General features: G+C 68.6%; 15 protein-coding genes. 1 reads left to right on the forward strand and 14 read right to left on the reverse strand.

Features of this window, described 5'->3' with window-relative positions; genetic code table 11:
* Nucleotides 1-50: 50 nt before the first annotated feature.
* The 11 genes from DYE07_RS13395 to DYE07_RS13445 all read right to left on the reverse strand — a co-directional run bounded on the left by DYE07_RS13395 (nucleotide 51) and on the right by DYE07_RS13445 (nucleotide 12,455).
* A complete protein-coding gene (locus DYE07_RS13395; protein ID WP_115297266.1) occupies nucleotides 51-1,364 on the reverse strand; it encodes a thymidine phosphorylase in 1,314 nt (437 codons plus the stop codon).
* Nucleotides 1,361-1,969 carry a cytidine deaminase gene (locus DYE07_RS13400; RefSeq protein WP_115297267.1) on the reverse strand — a complete coding sequence of 203 codons (609 nt, stop codon included), beginning with the start codon at nucleotides 1,967-1,969 and terminating at the stop codon, nucleotides 1,361-1,363. Before DYE07_RS13400 ends, DYE07_RS13395 begins: the two co-directional genes overlap by 4 nt.
* Nucleotides 1,966-3,210 carry an ABC transporter permease gene (locus tag DYE07_RS13405; RefSeq protein WP_074046561.1) on the reverse strand — a complete coding sequence of 415 codons (1,245 nt, stop codon included), beginning with the start codon at nucleotides 3,208-3,210 and terminating at the stop codon, nucleotides 1,966-1,968. Before DYE07_RS13405 ends, DYE07_RS13400 begins: the two co-directional genes overlap by 4 nt.
* Nucleotides 3,207-4,301, reverse strand: coding sequence for an ABC transporter permease (locus DYE07_RS13410; protein WP_074046560.1), 1,095 nt, complete (start codon nucleotides 4,299-4,301; stop codon nucleotides 3,207-3,209). Before DYE07_RS13410 ends, DYE07_RS13405 begins: the two co-directional genes overlap by 4 nt.
* Entirely contained in the window at nucleotides 4,298-5,968 is a 1,671-nt protein-coding gene (locus DYE07_RS13415) for an ABC transporter ATP-binding protein (RefSeq protein WP_115297268.1), read from the reverse strand. Before DYE07_RS13415 ends, DYE07_RS13410 begins: the two co-directional genes overlap by 4 nt.
* Nucleotides 5,969-6,035: 67 nt before the next feature.
* Entirely contained in the window at nucleotides 6,036-7,079 is a 1,044-nt protein-coding gene (locus tag DYE07_RS13420; protein WP_237723756.1) for a BMP family lipoprotein, read from the reverse strand.
* Nucleotides 7,080-7,364: 285 nt separating this feature from the next.
* Entirely contained in the window at nucleotides 7,365-7,781 is a 417-nt protein-coding gene (locus tag DYE07_RS13425) for a barstar family protein (RefSeq protein ID WP_115297269.1), read from the reverse strand.
* Complete coding sequence (locus DYE07_RS13430; RefSeq protein WP_235006193.1) at nucleotides 7,778-8,332, reverse strand: guanyl-specific ribonuclease; 555 nt, start codon at nucleotides 8,330-8,332, stop codon at nucleotides 7,778-7,780. The genes DYE07_RS13425 and DYE07_RS13430 overlap by 4 nt, the downstream gene beginning before the upstream one ends.
* A 121-nt stretch (nucleotides 8,333-8,453) precedes the next feature.
* A complete protein-coding gene (locus DYE07_RS13435; protein WP_115297270.1) occupies nucleotides 8,454-10,052 on the reverse strand; it encodes an acyl-CoA mutase large subunit family protein in 1,599 nt (532 codons plus the stop codon).
* 83 nt (nucleotides 10,053-10,135) lie between these two features.
* Nucleotides 10,136-11,248 carry a quinone-dependent dihydroorotate dehydrogenase gene (locus DYE07_RS13440; RefSeq protein WP_051806046.1) on the reverse strand — a complete coding sequence of 371 codons (1,113 nt, stop codon included), beginning with the start codon at nucleotides 11,246-11,248 and terminating at the stop codon, nucleotides 10,136-10,138.
* Nucleotides 11,249-11,348: 100 nt separating this feature from the next.
* A complete protein-coding gene (locus DYE07_RS13445; RefSeq protein ID WP_074046556.1) occupies nucleotides 11,349-12,455 on the reverse strand; it encodes a mannose-1-phosphate guanylyltransferase in 1,107 nt (368 codons plus the stop codon).
* 141 nt (nucleotides 12,456-12,596) lie between these two features.
* Here DYE07_RS13445 and DYE07_RS13450 point away from each other — a divergent pair, with 141 nt between their 5' ends.
* The gene (locus tag DYE07_RS13450) at nucleotides 12,597-13,736 is read left to right on the forward strand and encodes a glycosyltransferase family 4 protein (RefSeq protein WP_202775004.1); all 1,140 of its coding nucleotides are present in this window, start codon (nucleotides 12,597-12,599) and stop codon (nucleotides 13,734-13,736) included.
* Nucleotides 13,737-14,319: 583 nt separating this feature from the next.
* Here the strand turns inward: DYE07_RS13450 and DYE07_RS13455 are convergent.
* The 3 genes from DYE07_RS13455 to DYE07_RS13465 form a co-directional block, all read right to left on the reverse strand.
* Nucleotides 14,320-15,060 carry a succinate dehydrogenase/fumarate reductase iron-sulfur subunit gene (locus DYE07_RS13455; protein WP_115297272.1) on the reverse strand — a complete coding sequence of 247 codons (741 nt, stop codon included), beginning with the start codon at nucleotides 15,058-15,060 and terminating at the stop codon, nucleotides 14,320-14,322.
* Nucleotides 15,057-16,991: a fumarate reductase/succinate dehydrogenase flavoprotein subunit gene (locus DYE07_RS13460; protein ID WP_040014475.1), complete on the reverse strand. Its 1,935-nt coding sequence runs from the start codon at nucleotides 16,989-16,991 to the stop codon at nucleotides 15,057-15,059. Before DYE07_RS13460 ends, DYE07_RS13455 begins: the two co-directional genes overlap by 4 nt.
* Nucleotides 16,992-17,160: 169 nt before the next feature.
* A complete protein-coding gene (locus DYE07_RS13465; RefSeq protein ID WP_337905400.1) occupies nucleotides 17,161-17,874 on the reverse strand; it encodes a succinate dehydrogenase cytochrome b subunit in 714 nt (237 codons plus the stop codon).
* Nucleotides 17,875-17,977: the final 103 nt, after the last annotated feature.

The raw sequence follows: 17,977 nt of genomic DNA on the forward strand, positions 1-17,977 counted from the left end.
GATGGGGGCAGGAATCGCGGATGTGGACGAAAATTGCAGGTGGGGCGGGGTCAGGCGATGCGGTCGATGACGATGTCACGCGGCGTGGATGACCCGGCGTCGGCGCTGATGTCGTAGCTGCCGTCGAGGGCGGCCACGGCGCGCTCGAAACGCTCCGGCGTGTCGGTGTGCAGCGTCATGAGCGGCGTGCCGGCGCTGACGGTGTCGCCGGGCTTGGCGTGCAGTTCGATGCCCGCGCCGGCCTGCACCGGGTCCTCCTTGCGCGCACGGCCCGCGCCGAGTCGCCACGCCGAGACGCCGACGGCGAGTGCGTCGAGGCGCGTCAGCACGCCGTCGCTCGGTGCGGTGATGACGTGCGACTCCTTCGCCACGGGCAGTTCGGCGTCGGGGTCGCCGCCCTGCGCGGCGACCATGCGGCGCCACGCGTCCATCGCACGCCCGTCGCGCAGCGCTGCGCGCACGGCCGATGCGTCCTGAGGCCGACCGGCGCCGGCGAGCATCTCGACGGCGAGTGCCACCGTGAGGTCGACGACGTCCTTCGGGCCGCCTCCGGCGAGCACCTCGACCGATTCGCGCACCTCGAGAGCGTTGCCGGCCGTCAGCCCGAGCGGCGTCGACATGTCGGTCAGCAGCGCGACCGTGTTGACGTCGGCGTCGTTGCCGAGGTCGACCATCGTGCGCGCCAGTTCGCGGGCGTCGTCCTGCGTCTTCATGAACGCACCCGAGCCGACCTTGACGTCGAGCACGAGCGCGCCCGTGCCCTCGGCGATCTTCTTGCTCATGATCGAGCTGGCGATGAGCGGGATGGCCTCGACGGTGCCCGTCACGTCACGCAGCGCGTACAGCTTCTTGTCGGCGGGTGCCAGCCCGTCTCCGGCGGCGCAGATGACGGCGCCGACCTCGTCGAGCTGACGCATCATCTCGGCGTTCGTCAGCCCTGCACGCCACCCGGCGATGGCCTCCATCTTGTCGAGCGTGCCGCCGGTGTGACCGAGCCCGCGGCCCGACAGCTGCGGCACGGCGACGTCGAACACCGCGACGAGCGGCGCGAGCGGCAGCGTGATCTTGTCGCCCACTCCCCCGGTCGAGTGCTTGTCGGCCGTGGGCACGCGCAGGGGCGAGAAGTCCATCCGCTCGCCGCTCGCGATCATCGCTGCGGTCCAGCGTGCGATCTCGTCCCGCGTCATGCCGTTGAGCAGGATCGCCATGGCCATCGCCGACATCTGCTCGTCCGCGACGGCGCCGCGTGTGTAGGCGTCGATGATCCAGTCGATCTCGTCGTGGCTCAACGTGCCGCGGTCGCGCTTCGTGCGGATGAGGTCGACGGCGTCGAACGCCTCGTGGGTGGAGGCAGCGGAGGTCATGATTCGCCTTTCAGCTGGGCGGCGGAGGTGGCGACGGCGTCGAGGTTGGTGACGCCGAACGCGTGCGGAAGGAGCTCGACGAACGGCAGCGGGTCGCGCCCGTCCATGTCGATGAGCAGGCCAGGTGAATCGACGGACGGCGCCACGGCGTGTTCGGCCAGCAACTGACGGCAGCGTCCACACGGCGTGATCGGGGTGCCGTTGCCGTCGACGCACGACAGCGCGACGAGCCGCTCGCGCGCCGCAGTCGCATTGACGACCGGGCCCGCCCCGCCGTCAGACAGGCCGGCGTCGGAACAGTCTGCGCCGGCCATCGCGTTGTCAGCCACACCAGCGTTCACACCCCCGCCGAGACCGTCTCGGTCAGACGTGTTCAACAGTGACGACACAAGCCCGCACTCGGCGCACAGCGCGACGCCATAGGCGGCGTTCTCGACGTTGCAGCCGGTGAGCACGCGACCCGAGGTCGTGAGCGCGGCGACGCCGACCGGGAACCGGCTGTAGGGCACGTAGGCGCGCCGCGACGCGGCGATGGCCTCGGAGCGCAGGTGCGCCCAGTCGGGTGTCTGCGCAGCCGAGGCCGTCACGCGTGAGTGCTCGCTCACCCGGCTTCACCCTTGCGGTAGACGTCACCGTCGGCCGCCGGCATGCGAAGGTGCTGGCTGGCGAACGCCATGACGAGCAGGGTGACGACGTATGGCGCCGTGCTCGTGAGGTTCGGGTCGATCGTGTTCGAACCGAAGTACCAGCTCAGCACGAGCACCGCCGTCACCGCCAGGATCACCGCCGGCAGCACGCGACGACGCACCGCCATCCAGATCGCGCCGACGATGACGCCCGCGCCGACGAGCAGCAGCAGCGCATGCACCTGGTCGCCGCCGCGCAGCTGCAGCGCCTGCGTGTAGCCGAACAGCAGCGCGCCGAGGGCGGTGCCGAGCGGCATCCAGTTGCCGAAGATCATCGCGGCGAGACCGATGTACCCGCGCCCGCCGGTCTGGCCCTGCTGGAAGCCGTCGGAGGCGACCATCGCGAGGAAGCCGCCGCCGAGGCCGGCGAGGGCGCCGGAGACGAGCACCGCGATCGTCTTGTACAGGTAGACGTTGACGCCGAGCGTCTCGGCGGCCTGCGGCGCCTCACCGCAGCTGCGCAGACGCAGACCGAACGGCGTGCGCCACAGCACGTACGCTGTCGCCGCGATGAGCAGGACGGTGATGAGCGTCAGCCACGACACGTTCGTCAACAGGCCGCCGAGGATGCCGGCGAGGTCGGAGACGAGGAACCAGTGCTCGCCCTCGAGATCCGACAGCACTGACGAACCGGGCACGGTGAACGTGCCGATGTCCGGCAGGCTGGGGCTCTGCGTCGCACCGCCGCCGGGCAGGCTCGAGAAGAAGCGTTCGGCGAGGAACTTCGTCAGGCCCGCGCCGAGCAGGTTGATCGCGACACCGGAGACGATCTGGTCGACGCCGAAGAACACCGTCGCGATGGCGTGCAGCACGCCGAACAGCATGCCGCCGGCGATCGCTGCGATGACGCCCGCCCACGCGCCCCAGTGGTAGGCCGCGTATGCCGCCGACCAGGAGCCCATGATCATCATGCCCTCGAGCCCGATGTTGACGACGCCCGCGCGCTCGGACCACAGACCACCGAGGCCCGCCAGCGCGAGCGGGACGGCGGCGACGACGGCCGCGGAGATCGCGTTGGCCGAGTCGATGTCGTTGACGCCCGTCGCGACACGCAGTACGGACAGCGCGACGAGGATGCCGAGCAGGCCGAGCGGCAGCAGGGCCTTGCGACCGAGACGGCGGGTGATCCCTGCCGTGGGTCGGGTTGCGACGGTGCTCATGCGCTCGCTCCTGCGGTGTTTCCGGCGGCCAGTTCCGCGGCGACGTGGCGTTGTTCGATGCTCTTGTCCCAGCGGCGCACGAGTTCGTACGCGATGACGACAGCGAGCACCATGACGCCCTGGATGATGTTGACGAGTGAGGCATTGACGCCGGCGTTGATCTGCAGCGCGTCGGACTGGCCGTTGAGGTAGGCCCACAGCAGCGCACCGAACGCGATGCCGATCGGGTTGTTGCGTCCGATGAGTGCGACGGCGATACCCGCGAAGCCGAGACCGCTCTGGCTGTTGGAGCCATAGTTGTAGTCCTGGCCGAACAGCTGCGGCATGCCGACGAGACCGGCGACGGCGCCGGACATCAGCATCGCGGAGATCGTCATGCGCTTGACGTTGACACCGCTCGCGACGGCCGCGGATTCCGACGTGCCCGTCGCGCGCAGGTCGAAGCCGAAGCGCGTGCGGTTGATGACGAACCAGTAGACCAGGCCGACGATGACGGCGAGGATGCCGAGGCCGTAGATCGGCCCACCGGACAGGTTCGCGAGCGCCGGCACGTGCGAGCTGTCGGGGATGCTCTTTGTCACCGTGGCGTTCGATCCGGGCGTGCGATCGGCGACCTTGTTGAGCAGCCACGCGACAACACCCGTCGCGATCGAGTTGAGCATGATCGAGCTGATGACCTCGGACACGCCGCGCGTCACCTTGAGCACGGCGATGATCCCGGCCCAGACCGCGCCGACGAGCATCGCGAGCAGCAGCGCGAAGATGACGTTGAGGAAGCCCGGGAGCCAGCCCTGCGCCGCGAAGAGCGCGGCGGCGAACGCGGCGACGCGGTACTGGCCGTCGACGCCGATGTTGAACAGGTTCATCCGGAAGCCGATGGCGACGGCGACGCCCGACAGGTACAGCACGGCGGTGTCGTTGATGATCGCCTCGCTGACGCCCGGCATCGGCGAGGACAGGAACACCTGCCACACCGGCCCGACGGAGTTTCCGAGCGCGAGCAGGACGATCGACGTCAGCACCACGGCGATGGCGATGGCGAGCAGCGGCGCGGCGAGCGCGACGCCGACGCGGCGGAGGGTGGAGTTCATCGGACGGTGTCCTCGCTCGTGCCGGCGGCGGTGGCGCCGGTCGTGTTCTCGGTCTTCGAGGTCGTGGGAATGCGTGCGCTCGAGTCGCTCGCGTCCGAACCGGCACCCGTCATCGCGGCGCCGAGCTGTTCGGCGGTCACGTGATGGGGGTCGAACTCGCCCGACAGCCGCCCTCGCAGGATGACGCGGATCGTGTCGGACAGGCCGATCAGTTCGTCGAGGTCGGCGGAGATGAGCAGCACGGCAAGACCTTCGCGGCGTGCGTCCTTGATGTGATCCCAGATCGCGGCCTGCGCGCCGACGTCGACACCGCGCGTCGGGTGCGCGGCGACGAGGACGCGCGGTGCGTGCGACATCTCGCGCCCGAAGATGAGCTTCTGCTGGTTGCCGCCCGACAGCGACCCGGCGGTCACGTCGATGCTCGGCGTGCGCACGTCGTACTCGCTGACGATGCGCTGCGTGTCCTCCTTCGCCGCGCCGGGCGTGAGGCGCCAGCCCTTGCTCGCGGGGGCCTGTCGCTGGTGGCCGAGCATGCGGTTCTCCCACAGCGGCGAACCGAGAAGCAGCGCGTGACGGTGACGGTCCTCGGGGATGTAGCCGACGCCGCTGTCGCGGATCTGCTTCGTCGGCCAGGTCGTGACGTCGTCGTCGCCGATGACGACGTGGCCGCTGTCGGCGCGGCGCATGCCGAGGATCGTCTCGACGAGTTCGGCCTGGCCGTTGCCCTCGACACCGGCGATGCCGACGACCTCGCCGGCGCGGATGACGAGGTCGATGTTCGACAGCAGCGCCGGGCCGCCGGCGCGGTCGGCGAGCGTCAGCCCGTCGAGGCGCATGACGACGCGGTCGGTGACGGTCGATTCCTGCGTCTCGGGGGTGGGCAGCTGCGAGCCGACCATGAGTTCGGCGAGCTGCTTGCTCGTCACCGACGCGCTCTTGACGCGGTCGATCGTCGTGCCGCGGCGGATGACGGTGATGTCGTCGGCGACGCCGCGCACCTCGTCGAGCTTGTGCGAGATGAACAGCACCGTGAGGCCTTCGGCCTTCATCTCGGCGAGGTTCGCGAACAGTTCGTCGACCTCCTGCGGCACGAGCACGGCCGTCGGCTCGTCGAGGATGAGGATCTTCGCCCCGCGGTAGAGCACCTTGAGGATCTCGACGCGCTGACGGGCGCCGACGCCGAGGTCGGCGACGAGCACGTCGGGGTGGACGCCGAGCCCGTAGGCCCGCGAGATGCGCGTGATCTCCGCGCGCGCCTTCGCCCCGATGCCGTGCAGCTTCTCGGCGCCGAGGACGACGTTCTCGAGGACGGTGAGGTTGTCCGCGAGCATGAAGTGCTGGAACACCATGCCGACGCCGGCCTTGATCGCGTCCTTCGGCGACGAGAACGAGACCTCGTCACCGTTGATGCGGATCGTGCCCTCGTCGGGCTTCTGCACGCCGTAGAGGATCTTCATGAGCGTCGACTTGCCGGCACCGTTCTCCCCCACGATGGCGTGGATCGTGCCGCGCTCGACCTGCAGGTACAGGTCGGAGTTCGCGACGACGCCGGGGAATCGCTTCGTGATGCCTTGCAGGTCGACGGCGAGGGGCCCCTGCGGGGGCGCGCTGACGTCGGGCGCCGCGGCCGACGTCGTCGTGGGATCGGTGGTGTCGATGACGCACACTCCTGCTCGAACCGTGAAGGCCCGGCAAGCAGAACACCCGCTTGCCGGACCTTCACCGGGTGGCGACTCAGTTGGACGGAGTCGTGGGAACCGTGATCCTGCCGTCGACGACCTGCTTCTTCAGGTCATCGACGGTCTTGAGCGTGTCGGCGGACAGGTGGTTGCCCGTCGTGGAGAGCGAGACGCCGTCCTCCTTGAGGCCGTAGACCTTGTTGCCGCCCTTGAACGAGTCGTCCTTGACCGAGTTGACGAAGTCCTCGACCGTGCCCGCGCAGCGCTTCGTCGCGGACGTCAGGACGGAGCCGGCGACGGACTTGTCAGCCGTCAGGGCCTGGTCGGAGTCGACGCCGATGGCCCACTTGCCCTTGGAGTGCGCCGAGGAGATGACGCCGTCGCCCGACTTGCCGGCCGCGGCGAAGACGATGTCGGCGCCGGACTGGAACATGGCGTCGGCAGCGGCCTTGCCGCCGGGGGTGTCGTTGAAGCCCTTGCCGTCGGAGGCGAGGTACTTCGAGTCGACCTTGATGTTCGGGTTGACCTTCTTCGCGCCCGCGATGTAGCCGGCCTCGAACTTCTGGATGAGCGGCACCTTGAGCGCGCCGACGAAGCCGATGTGGCCCGTCTTGCTCGTCTTGGCGGCCGCGGCACCGGCGAGGTAGGAGGACTCGTTCTCCTTGAAGGTGATCTGCTCGACGTTCGAGCCGGCCGACGCGGGCGTCGCGTCGTCGATGATCGCGAACTTGACGTTCGGGAACTTCTTGGCGACCTGGCCGACGGCGTTCGCGTAGACGAAGCCGACGGCGACGATCGCCTTGTTGCCCGAGGAGGCGAGCTGCGTGAGGCGGTTGACACGCGCCTGGTCGTTGTCCGACTCGGAGGCCTCGGCCGTCGTGATCGACAGGTTCGAGATCTTCTTCTTCGCGTCCTCGAGGCCCTGGTAGGAGGCGTCGTTGAAGGAGTGGTCACCACGGCCACCCACGTCGAAGGCGATGGCGGCCTTGAACTGGTCGGTGCCCCCGGAGGACGAACCGGAGGACTTGTCGTTCGAACCACAGGCGGCGAGACCGGCCGTCATGGCGACGGCGGCAGCGATGGAAACAACCCGCTTCACGGGGACTCCTTGGGTCTATCGGAACGAAGGCCGCATCGTGCGTCAGCACCCGGGGCGGGCGAGCGACGTCCAGGCACGCGATGCGTGCTCACGACAGGCTTCGTCTTGGCAGAGGTGGCGCACGTCACGCCACCGGACCGGTTGAGCATACCGGGGTCGCGCACCGGGTTGAAGCGACAACGATCCGAGGTGACCGAACCGTTATTGGGCGCCGCCGCGACTCGATGAGATACAGCACACGCTCCGCCTCCGGCGGTGGGTTCTCACCGGGGCCCGCCGCGCCGCTCAGCGCGGCAACGGCGGGTCGGCGACGACGACGAGCGGGCTCGTGCGGCCCGCGCCGTCATGATCTTCGACGAGGTCGTCGACGATGTCGACGAGCGGGTCGCTCAGGCCCGCGGGTAGCGCGCCGAGGCCCTTGAGCCGCAGGACCATGCCGTCCTCGCGCGCGACGACGTCGCCGAGGCATTCCTCGAGGGCGTCCCAGTTTCCGCCGAAATAAGCGGGCAGCTCGAGCTGGCGCGCGAGAGTGCGCATGAGGTCGGGCTTGTCCGCCACCCCGGCGAGGCGCACCTCGACGAAGCCCCACCCCGCGTCCTTGCACAGCGAGCGCAACTCGTCGGACGTCGGGCCTGTCAGCCCCCGCGGCACCCAGCCGCCCTGGCCCGCCTCGATCAGCCCACGCACCGTCGCAGCCGTCATCTCTGCACCCTCCGGAAGCTCTCGTAGTGGTCGCCCGTGTAATAGATGGTGCCGTCCTTGCCTTGGATCAACCTGCGAGCGCCGCGGTCGGATTCTCCCGGCGTCTCGACGGTGTACTCGTGGTACCAGCCGCGCGGATGCTTGGGCAGGCGGCCCTCACGGTTGGCGAAGACGATGCCATCACGCGAGTACGGGAACGGTCCCCCTGCGTCGATGAGCTTCAGCGTCGCCCGCGCCTGCGCGGGCAGCTGCGCGACGGGCACCACGTCGGCGGCATCGCCGTCACCCGATGTGGGGGCACTCGACGGTGCCCGGCCCGCCCCGCCCGACTTCGCCCCGCCCGACTTCTCACCGGACGACGACGGGCCGTCCGAGTAGGTCGCGGGCGAGAACTTCGACGACGGAGAGCTGCTCGAGCCGCCTCCTCCCCCGCGCCCGGTGAGGACAGCGAGTAGCGCGATGACGGCGAGGACGGCGAGCGCGATCGTCGCGATCTTCTGGCCGATCCCCATGCCGGCCAGGGGTGACTTGCGGGAGCTCAGGGCCACCACGTCCTTCTCGTTCGGGGGCCCGAGCCCGGGCCGGAGGTATCGACGATTTCTCGAGCGTGCTCATTGTCGCGCGGCCGCGCACCGACGCCGCTCGTTCACCTCGGCCGGCCCGAGCGATGCCTCAGAACGCGTCGCGCGGCGTGTACTTGCCCCACACCGCGCGCAGGGCGTCGCTCACCTCGCCGCCGGTGGCGCCGACGGCGTGGGCCTCACGCATCGGCCACAGGACGTTGTCGGCGCCGGAGGCCGCGGTCTGCAGCTTCTCCAGCGCCGCGTCGACGGCACCCTGATCGCGGATTGCCCGCAGCGTGGCGAGACGCTCGCACTGCTCGGCCTCGATCGCCGGGTCGACGCGCAGCGGCTCGTACGGCTCCTCCTCGTCGAGGGTGTACTTGTTGACGGCGACGACGACCCGCTCCCCCGAGTCGATCTGCAGCGCGACGTCGTAGGCGCTCTTCTCGATCTCGTTCTTCTGGAAGCCCTCTTCGATGGCGCGCACCGCCCCGCCCTTGTCCTCGACGGCCTGGATGAGCGTCATCGCCTCCTCTTCGAGGTCGTCCGTCATCGACTCGACGACGTAGGAGCCCGCGAACGGGTCGACGGTCTTCGTCACGTCCGTCTCGAACGCGAGGATCTGCTGGGTGCGCAGCGCGAGGCGGGCGGCCTTGGCCGTCGGCAGCGCGATGGCCTCGTCGTAGCTGTTCGTGTGCAGGCTCTGCGTGCCACCGAGGACGGCGCCGAGGCCCTGAAGCGCGACGCGCACGAGGTTGACCTCGGGCTGCTGGGCCGTCAGCTGTACGCCGGCGGTCTGGGTGTGGAAGCGCAGCATCTGCGACTTCGGGTTCTTCGCGCCGAACTCGTCCCGCATGATGCGCGCCCATAGACGGCGAGCGGCACGGAACTTCGCCACCTCCTCGAGCAACGTCGTGCGCGCGACGAAGAAGAACGACAGTCGCGGCGCGAAGTCGTCGACGTCGAGGCCCGCGGCGAGCGCCGCCCGCACGTACTCCTTGGCGTTGGCGAGGGTGAACGCGATCTCCTGCGCGGGCGTCGCGCCTGCCTCGGCCATGTGGTACCCGGAGATCGAGATCGTGTTCCAGCGCGGGATCTCGGTGTGGCAGTACTCGAAGATGTTCGAGATGAGCCGCAGCGACTCGGCGGGCGGGTAGATGTACGTGCCGCGCGCGATGTACTCCTTGAGCACGTCGTTCTGGATCGTGCCCGTGAGCTTCGTGCCCGGGATGCCCTGCCGCTCGGCAGCGAGCTGATACATGAGCAGCAGGCTCGAGGCGGGCGCGTTGATCGTCATCGACGTCGAGACCTCGTCGAGCGGCAACCCGTCGAACAGGACGAGCATGTCGTCGAGCGAGTCGATGGCGACGCCCACCTTGCCGACCTCGCCGTGCGCGAGCGGTGCGTCCGAGTCGTAGCCCATCTGCGTCGGCAGGTCGAACGCGACGGACAACCCGCCCGTGCCGTTGGCGACGAGCTCGTGGTAGCGCTGGTTGCTCTCACGCGCCGTGCCGAACCCGGCGTACTGGCGCATCGTCCACGGGCGCCCCGTGTACATCGACGGGTACACGCCGCGCGTGAACGGGTACGAACCGGGCTCCCCCAGCCGCGTCGCGGGATCGAAGCCCGCCAGGTCGTTGGCCGAGTACACCGGCTTGAGCCCGAGGCCCGACTCGGTCGTCTGCTTGCGGTCGTCTGCGCCACTCATGAGGGCACTGTAACCCGCGTCACGTCCGAAAGGGCGGGCGGGTCACCCAGGTCACGTGCCCCGTCCGCCGGCGCAGGACGCTCTCAGGCGTGACGCGCTCGCAGCGCCGCGTTGAGATCGCGCACGAGCGCCGGGCCGCGGTAGATGAAACCGGAGTACACCTGGACGAGGTCGGCACCCGCATCGACGAGTGCGAGGCCGTCGTCGGCGGTCATGACGCCGCCGACGCCGATGATCGGCAGCTGGGTGCGCGCCGACAGGAACGCGACGACGGCGCGCGCCCGGCGGGTCAACGGGGCACCCGAGAGCCCGCCTGCCTCGGCGGCCAGCGGCTGATCCGCGCGCGCGATGCCGTCGCGCGTCAGCGTGGTGTTCGTCGCGATGAGACCGGCCACCCCGGCACCGTGGGCGACGTCGAGGACGTCCTCGAGCGCGTCCTCGGTGAGATCGGGCGCGATCTTGACGAACACCGGCGTCGGGCGCGCGCCGCGCTGTTGCGCCAGGTGCGCCTCGCGCGTCGTGATGGCCTGCAGCAGTTCGAGGAGCGGGGCCTTGTCCTGCAGCGAACGCAGCCCGGGCGTGTTGGGGCTGGAGACGTTGACGGCGAAGTAGTCGGCGAGACCGGAGAGGCGTCCGAGCGACGTGAGGTAGTCGCCGACTGCCTCCTCGACGGCCGTCGTCTTCGTCTTGCCGAGGCTGACGCCGACGGGGATCTTGAGCGTGCCGGTCGCGCGCGCGGCGCTCAGGGTGTCGGCGAGCGCCTCGGAGCCGGCGTTGTTGAACCCCATCCGGTTGATGATGCCCTCGCTCGCCTTGAGGCGGAACAGCCGCGGCGTCGGGTTGCCTGGCTGGGGGTGCGCGGTGACGGTGCCGACCTCGACGTGCCCGAAGCCGAGCGCCTGCCAGGACGTGACGGCGACGCCGTCCTTGTCGACGCCCGCGGCGAGGCCGACGCGGCCGGGAAACCGTATTCCCGCCAGCGTCACCGGGCTCGACGGTCCGCCCAGGGCCGCGCCGAGGGCGTCGACGGCGAGGCCGTTGCCGGGCAGGGCGCCGAGCTGCGCCATCGCCGTGATCGTCGCGTGGTGCGCCGCTTCGGCGTCTCCCCCGCCGATGCGGAACAGCGCGGGGCGCAGCGCCTTCTCGTACCCGTGGGTGAGCGCGGCGCGCCGGACGGCGTCGAGATCGAAGTTCATGCGGTCATTGTCGCCGATGCGAGCCCGCCCACCACGCGGGGGTTCGGATGCGCGAACCCAACCGAGGCGCACGCACGCGACAGCCTTCTGTCCGAGATCCTCAGGTGAGGTCTTCGCGACCGCTCAGTTTGAGCTGCTCGACGATCTTCTTGACGTCCTGGGCACGCTCACGCGTCGTGACGAGCACCGCGTCGACGGTGTCGACGACGACGACGTCCTCGATACCCATGGCGACGACGGTGCGCCCCGAGCGCGGCGCGACGACGCCCGTCGCGTCCTGCATGACGACGAGTTCGCTCTCCCCGAGCACCTTGACGCCCGGCGCGTCGGCCGATTCGACGAGCAGCGACGCGAGCGAGGCGAAGTCACCGACGTCGTCCCAGGTGAACGAGCCGGGCACCGTCGCGACGCGGCCGTCGACCGCCGCCGGTTCGGCGATGGCGTTGTCGATGGCGATCTTCGTCAGGCGCGGCCACAGCTCCGAGAGGCGGAACGGGTTGTCAGCGATGATGCGCAGGTACTCGGCCAGGCGCGGCTGGTAGTGCTCGATCATCTCCATGAGCGTCGCGGCGCGCACGACGAACATGCCGGCGTTCCAGGCGTATTCGCCGGTCGCGACGTAGGCCTGCGCCGTCGGGCCGTCGGGCTTCTCGACGAAGGCCTTGACGATCGTCGCGTCCGGCGCACCGTCGATGCCGAGGTTGTTGCCGGCGCGGATGTAGCCGAAGCCGGTCGATGGGTACGTCGGGCGGATGGCGACGGTGACGAGGTAGCCCTCGCGCGCGACTTCGACGGCCTGACGCACGGTGTCCTCGAACACCGACGTGTCGCCGACGACCTGGTCGGCTGCGAACGAGCCGAGGACTGCGTCGGGATCCCGCTTCTCGAGGATCGCGGCGGCGAGGCCGATGGCGGGCATCGACTCGCGCGGGCTGGGTTCGACGAGCAGGTCGTTCGGGCCGAGCTCGGGCAGCTGCTCACGCACGGCCTCGGCGTGCGAGGCGCCCGTGACGATGAGGAGGTTGGAGCCGCACAGCGGCTGCAGCCGGTCGACCGTCCCCTGCAGCAGCGAGCGCCCCGACCCGGTGAGATCGTGCAGGAACTTCGGCGAGTTCGCGCGCGACAGCGGCCACAACCGTGTTCCCGATCCACCCGCGGGAATCACACCCCAGAAGCCCTCGATCGGGCTCGACTGCACGTCTGACATGACCCTTACCGTAGTTCACCCGGGCGGGCGTGGCGGGTCGAGGCGTGCATTCGCGTGGGGCCACGCGCTGTTCACCTGACGCTCAGCGTGACGCCATCGCGCGGGTGCGCACGCGTCACCGTCGCGGGGTGTGCTGAGCACGTGCGAATTGCGATCGTCACCGAATCGTTCCTGCCGATGCTCAACGGCGTCACCACGAGCGTGTGCCGGGTGCTCGACTGTCTCGCGGCTGCCGGAGGGCACGACGTTCTCGTCATCTGCCCCTCCCCCGCCCCGACGCAGTACCTCGGCTTCCGTGTGACGACGGTGCCGACCGTCACTCTTCGCGCGTTCCGTGTCGGGCTGCCGACCCGGAGACTCGAACAGATCCTGCGCGATTTCGCTCCGGACGTCGTTCATGCCGCCTCACCCTTCGGCCTCGGCGCGCGAGGGTTGGCTGCGGCGCGCAACCTCGGTATCCCCACGGTTGCCATCTACCAGACCGACATGCCCAGTTACGTCGCGCAGCACGGTGGGCCCGTCGGCCCCCTTGCACATCGCGCGTCGTGGACCTGGGTGCGTCACCTGCATTCCCTCGCCGACCTGACGCTCGCTCCGAGCAGCGCGGCGATCACCGAGCTCGCCGCGCACGGCGTGCCGCGTGTCGCGCTGTGGGGGCGCGGCGTCGACACGGCCACCTACTCGCCCGAGCTGAGCCGCTCGCCGCAGGTCGCGCAGCTGCGCTCACGCCTCGCGCCGAACGGCGAGGTGATCGTCGGGTACGTCGGGCGTCTCGCGCCGGAGAAGGAATTGCACCGCCTCGCCGAGATCGCCGACCTGCCGGGCATCAGCATCGCGATCGTCGGCGAGGGCCCGGATCGTGACGACCTCGAGCGCCTCCTGCCGAACGCACACTTCCTCGGCCGCCAGGAGGGTGCGACGTTGGCGCGCAGCTACGCGAGCTTCGACGTCTTCGTCCACACGGGAACGAAGGAGACGTTCGGACAGACGCTGCAAGAGGCGATGGCGTCGCGGTTGCCCGTCGTCGCGCCCGCTGCCGGCGGCCCGCTCGACATCGTGAAGCCGGGAGTGACGGGGCTGCTCTTCGACCCGTCAGCCCCAGGAGCGCTTCGACGCAGCGTGGGTTCCCTCGTCGCGGACGAGGCCATGCGAGAGCGCATGGGGGGCTCGGCGGCCCGGAAGGTCGCTGACCGCTCCTGGGCCGGCATGACGGACAAGCTGCTCGACTACTACGAGAGCGTCATTGACCCGGAGTGGGCCCGTCTCGGCGAGGCCGTCTGAAGGCCTTGTTGCCCCTCGGCACCGGCGACAGGCTGACCGCAATCTTCTCGCACAGCACGGCAGCAAAGCCCGTCGCATAGCAATCGTGCTGGGAGCCCGCCCAGACAGCGAAGCTATTCAGCGACTGGTTCACCTTTTACTACGGTAAGGCCGGCTAGGTCGAGGCGACGTCCCACGGATCAGAATCATTCCCGCGACTACCAAACCGCCAAGCACCGACAGCACTGTCGCGTCAATTACCCCAAGCATCTTGGAACGCGGGGCAGCCACAACATGGCCTGAGGCAACCGAAGCCCAGACCCGGAGAGCAATCGCGATCGGCGCATAGCAAAACAAGAGAACAATTCCCCCGGAAGCCATGTCCAACCCCAGATCGCGAAGAAAAACGCGCCCCCGGCAGAGTCGAGACGTCCCTATCATCCCCCCCGATCCCCCCTGGATTCGATCTGCGTGCGGCACACACAATCGTAGCGCCGTCCATGCCCCAACCTACAGGCCGAGTCTGCTGGCACGCCGCACAGAGAGAGCCCCGATTCGCTTCATAGTGGAATCGGGGCCCTCGCGCGTGTGGCAGACGAACTCGTCAGTGACGAGCCTTGGCCGTCCGGAAGTCCTTGTTCAGCTGGCTGATGACGTCAAGCGGGATCTCCTTCGGGCAGGCCGCGGCGCATTCACCGATGTTGGTGCAGCCACCGAAGCCCTCGTGGTCGTGCGTGTTGACCATCGACACGACGCGGGCGTCGCGCTCCGGCTGGCCCTGCGGCAGCTCACCGAGGTGCGTGATCTTCGCACCGAGGAAGAGCATGCCCGAGGCGTTCGGGCACGCCGCGACGCAGGCGCCGCAGCCGATGCACTTGGCCGTCTCGAACGCACGGTCCGCCTGCGGCTTCGGCACGAGCTGGCTGTGGGCCTCCGGCGCAGCACCCGTGTTGACGGAGATGTATCCGCCGGACTGGATGATGCGGTCGAACGCGCTGCGATCGACGACGAGGTCACGCACGACCGGGAACGCGTCCGCGCGCCACGGCTCGACGGTGATCTCGTCGCCGTCCTTGAACGAGCGCATGTGCAGCTGGCAGGTCGTCGTGACCTCGGGGCCGTGAGCCATGCCCGAGATCATGAGACCGCACATGCCGCAGATGCCTTCACGGCAGTCGGAGTCGAACGCGATCGGCTCGATGCCGTCGGCCTGCAGCTGCTCGTTGAGCACGTCGAGCATCTCGAGGAACGACATGTCCTCGCTGATGTCACTGACCGGGTAGGTCTCGAAACGCCCAGCGGCGGCCGCGTTGTCCTGACGCCAGATCTTGAGGGTGAGGTTCACTTGTAGCTCCGCTGCTTCAGTTCGATGAACTTGTAGACGAGGTCTTCCTTGTGCAGGACGGGCGAGTTGGCCGCGTCCTCGGACACGAGGCCGTCCTGGCCGTACTCCCAGGCAGCGACGTAGGCGAACTCGTCGTCGTGACGCAGCGCCTCGCCGTCCTCGGTCTGGCTCTCGGCGCGGAAGTGACCACCACACGATTCGCGGCGGTGCAGCGCGTCGATGCACATGAGCTCGCCCAGCTCGATGAAGTCGGCCACACGACCGGCCTTCTCGAGCGACTGGTTGAGGGTGTCGGCAGCGCCGAGCACCTTGACGTTGCTCCAGAACTCCTTCTTGAGCTCGCGGATGAGACCGATGGCCTTCGTCAGGCCGGCCTCGCTGCGCTCCATGCCGCAGTACTCCCACATGATGCGGCCGAGCTCCTTGTGGAAGCTGTCGACCGTGCGGGTGCCGTTGATGGAGAGGAACTTGTTGATGCGCTCCTCGACCGAGCGACGCGCCTCGACGACGGCCGGGTCGTTCTCGTCGACCTTCTCGAACGGACCCTCGGCGAGGTAGTTGCGGATCGTGTTCGGCAGGACGAAGTAGCCGTCCGCGAGGCACTGCATGAGCGAGCTGGCGCCCAGACGGTTCGCACCGTGGTCCGAGAAGTTCGCCTCGCCCGTGCAGTACAGACCGGTGATGGAGGTCTCGAGGTCGTAGTCGACCCACAGGCCACCCATCGTGTAGTGCACGGCCGGGTAGATGCGCATCGGCGTCTTGTACGGGTCCTCACCGGTGATGCGGGCGTACATGTCGAACAGGTTGCCGTACTTCTCCTTTACGGCCGCCTCACCCATGCGCTCCATGGCGGCGGTGAAGTCGAGGTAGACACCGCGACGCATCTGGCGCTTGTTGCCGTGCTCGTCGACCTCGTCGACGAGCGGGCCGACGCCGCGGCCCTCGTCACACATGTTCTTCGCCTGACGTGACGCGATGTCACGCGGCACGAGGTTTCCGAACGCCGGGTAGATGCGCTCGAGGTAGTAGTCGCGCGCCTCCTCGGGGATGTCGCGCGGGTCCTTGTCGCAGTCGGCTGCGTTCTTCGGCACCCAGATGCGGCCGTCGTTGCGCAGCGACTCCGACATCAGCGTCAGCTTCGACTGGTGGTCGCCGGAGACGGGGATGCAGGTCGGGTGGATCTGCGTGTAGCACGGGTTGCCGAAGTAGGCACCCTTCTTGTGCGCACGCCACGTGGCGGTGACGTTGCAGCCCATCGCGTTAGTCGACAGGAAGAACACGTTGCCGTAGCCACCCGTCGCGAGGACGACGACGTCGGCGAGGTGGGTGTCGATGGCGCCGGTGACCATGTCACGCGTGATGATGCCGCGCGCACGACCGTCCTTGATGATCACCTCGAGCATCTCGTGGCGCTTGTACTCCTTGACGGTGCCCTTCGCGACCTGGCGCTCCATGGCCTGGTAGGCGCCGATGAGCAACTGCTGGCCCGTCTGGCCCGCGGCGTAGAACGTACGCGCGACCTGCACACCACCGAACGAACGGTTGTCGAGGTAGCCGCCGTACTCACGCGCGAACGGAACACCCTGGGCGACGCACTGGTCGATGATGTTCGTGCTGACCTCGGCGAGGCGGTAGACGTTGGTCTCGCGGCTGCGGTAGTCGCCGCCCTTGACCGTGTCGTAGAAGAGGCGGTACGTGGAGTCACCGTCGTCGTTGTAGTTCTTCGCGGCGTTGATACCGCCCTGCGCGGCGATCGAGTGCGCGCGACGGGCCGAGTCCTGGTAGAAGAACGTCTTGACGTTGTACCCGGCCTCACCCATCGTCGCGGCGGCCGAGGCGCCGGCGAGACCGGTGCCGACGATGATGACCTCGAGCTTGCGACGGTTCGAGGGGTTGACGAGCTTGTCGTCGAACTTGTGCTGCGTCCACATCTGCGCGATGTCGACGTCGGGAGCCTTGGTGTCCTTGATCGGCGCGCCCTCGGTGAAGAAGGCGTGGGCGTCGTTGCGCCCGCCCTTCTCCTGGGTCGCGGTCGGCGTGTCGCCGGAGCCGCTTTGCGCCGTTTCACCCATGGGAGTACTCATGGTGTCTTGTCTCCTGTCAGATGAGGTGGAAGAGGACGGCGAGCGGCGGGATGAGGAAGCCGACGACGACGACGGCGGCCGTCAGGTGCGCCACGAGCTTGGCCTTCTTGCGTGCCGCCGGCGAACCGGTCCACCCGAGGGTCTGCGCCGCGCTCCAGATGCCGTGCATGAGGTGCATGCCGAGGGCAATCATCGCCGCGATGTAGATGAGGGCGACCCACCACAGGCGGAAGCTGTCGTGGACGAGCCAGTACGGGTTGTTCGTGTCTTCACCGTTGAAGTTCACCTTGGGCAGGGTGAACTGGATGAGGTGGAAGATGACGAACAGGAGCAGGAACAGCCCGCCCCAACGCATCGCCTTGTTGGCGTGCCCACCGAAGCCGAGCTGCGTCTTCTTCACGGCATAGCGCTGCGTGCGCGCCGTGCCGGCGCGCTGCCAGAGCTTGACCGCCGAGTAGACGTGCGCGATCAGCGCGAGGACGAGGAGAACCTCGATGATGTCGAGAAGCCCACGATGCGGGAGCATGGGCTCGCCGATCGTGCGCAGGTGATGGGCGTACGTGTTGAACGTCTCTTCGCCCCACAGGAGCTTGAGGTTTCCGTACATATGCCCAAGAACGAAGAGCACAAAGAAGAGTCCTGAGCCCGCCATCAGCGTCTTCAGGAAGAGGGTGCTCCCAGCCTTGCCAGTCCGCTTCGCGGGGAGAGTATTCGTTGCCACGCAGGGCACTTTACGCCGTCCGGGCGACGCCTCGGAGGCCGGGTGTTCCCAATGTGTGTAAATCGTGACATATCACACAGACCTTAGGAGCACCTAACCACCGGCTGCGAGA

This window comes from Dermacoccus nishinomiyaensis, from assembly GCF_900447535.1.
GTDB classification, from domain to species: Bacteria; Actinomycetota; Actinomycetes; order Actinomycetales; family Dermatophilaceae; genus Dermacoccus; species Dermacoccus nishinomiyaensis.

Bases quoted from the DNA above. Each gene is read 5' to 3' on its own strand.
- DYE07_RS13395 (WP_115297266.1), bottom strand. From the start codon at position 1,364: ATGACCTCCGCTGCCTCCACCCACGAGGCGTTCGACGCCGTCGACCTC.
- DYE07_RS13405 (WP_074046561.1), bottom strand. From the start codon at position 3,210: ATGAGCACCGTCGCAACCCGACCCACGGCAGGGATCACCCGCCGTCTC.
- DYE07_RS13410 (WP_074046560.1), bottom strand. From the start codon at position 4,301: ATGAACTCCACCCTCCGCCGCGTCGGCGTCGCGCTCGCCGCGCCGCTG.
- DYE07_RS13425 (WP_115297269.1), bottom strand. From the start codon at position 7,781: ATGACGGCTGCGACGGTGCGTGGGCTGATCGAGGCGGGCCAGGGCGGC.
- DYE07_RS13435 (WP_115297270.1), bottom strand. From the start codon at position 10,052: ATGAGTGGCGCAGACGACCGCAAGCAGACGACCGAGTCGGGCCTCGGG.
- DYE07_RS13440 (WP_051806046.1), bottom strand. From the start codon at position 11,248: ATGAACTTCGATCTCGACGCCGTCCGGCGCGCCGCGCTCACCCACGGG.
- DYE07_RS13445 (WP_074046556.1), bottom strand. From the start codon at position 12,455: ATGTCAGACGTGCAGTCGAGCCCGATCGAGGGCTTCTGGGGTGTGATT.
- DYE07_RS13460 (WP_040014475.1), bottom strand. From the start codon at position 16,991: ATGTGGACGCAGCACAAGTTCGACGACAAGCTCGTCAACCCCTCGAAC.